The sequence below is a fragment of the Corynebacterium sp. HMSC072A04 genome, assembly GCF_001809235.1.
GTDB classification, from domain to species: Bacteria; Actinomycetota; Actinomycetes; order Mycobacteriales; family Mycobacteriaceae; genus Corynebacterium; species Corynebacterium hiratae.
The window spans coordinates 86,296-87,377 of the sequence record NZ_KV796812.1; the positions used below are offsets into that span (position 1 = coordinate 86,296).

General features: G+C 55.6%; 1 protein-coding gene. It reads right to left on the minus strand.

Annotation, left to right across the window (positions count from 1 at the left end; genetic code table 11):
• Window positions 1-59: 59 nt before the first annotated feature.
• Window positions 60-860 (minus strand): Bax inhibitor-1/YccA family protein, encoded by an 801-nt coding sequence (locus tag HMPREF2565_RS12975; protein ID WP_070679983.1) that lies wholly within the window; start codon window positions 858-860, stop codon window positions 60-62.
• Window positions 861-1,082 lie beyond the last annotated feature (222 nt).

The window sequence follows — 1,082 nt, forward strand, 5'->3', positions numbered from 1 at the left end:
GGCCGGCACCCACAAGTGATTGTGGTGCCGGCCGCCGGTTCTTAAAGGCGGTACCGAGGCTAGTCCCTGAAGTAGCTCAGCAGACGGAGAATCTCGGTGTAGAGCCAGACCAGGGTCACGGCCAAGCCGAGAGCGATGCCCCAAGCATACTGAGCCGGAGCGCCCTGGCGGATGAGACGGTCAGCCTGATCGAAGTCCGTCATGAAGGACAGGGAGGCCAGAACGATACAGACCAAGGAGAAGATGATGGCAAGCATGCCGCCATCACGCAGCGGGTTAAAGCCGAAGAAGATAGCTCCCAGTAAGTTGCCCAGCGCCATCACAGCCACGCCGGCGATGAGGCCGAACATGATCTTGTTGAACTTCGGGGTGACCTTGACTGCACCGGTCTTGTAGACCATCAGCATGCCGATAAATACGCCAACGGTGCCCATGATGGCCTGGCCGATAAGCGCCATACCATCGGAGTTACCGAAGGATACGCCGGCAAACATGAGCGAGAATCCGCCCACGAAAAGGCCTTCAAACACTGCGTAGATTAACGTCACCGCAGCAGATCCGAACTTCTTACCAAACGTTGAGACCAGAACAGTAACGAAACCGCCCAGCGCACCAACCAAGGTAAGAATCATTGAGATGCCCGGGTTGATCAACTCACCAATAGCGAAGTTGAGCACGGCCATAACGATAATGACGCCCAAGGTGATGCCAGTCTTGGTCACGACATCATCAACCGTCAGCGGACGCTCGGCGCTACGGTTTCCCTGGTTAAACGGATTGTCGCTCTGACCGTAGGGGTTAACCTGGGTCTGGCTTTGGCTGGACGAGAGGGAACTCATCACGGGGTTACTAGAACGCACGCGAATCCCGATTCCTTTCACAGTCTTTCTCTAAAAGCAGCCCCGGAGGGGGTGCCGTGTTTGTCATTTCACTGGGATCAACGTGCCCCATTGCTAGGAAGTTCCCAAAAATCCCAAAATTCGCAAAATTGTCCACACGTGTCAACGAAACGTCGGGAAGCACCGCTGCGCTGAGGTAGCACACTGTGTCCTTGGTGTTGCGACCGGCTATTTGGTAGCAGT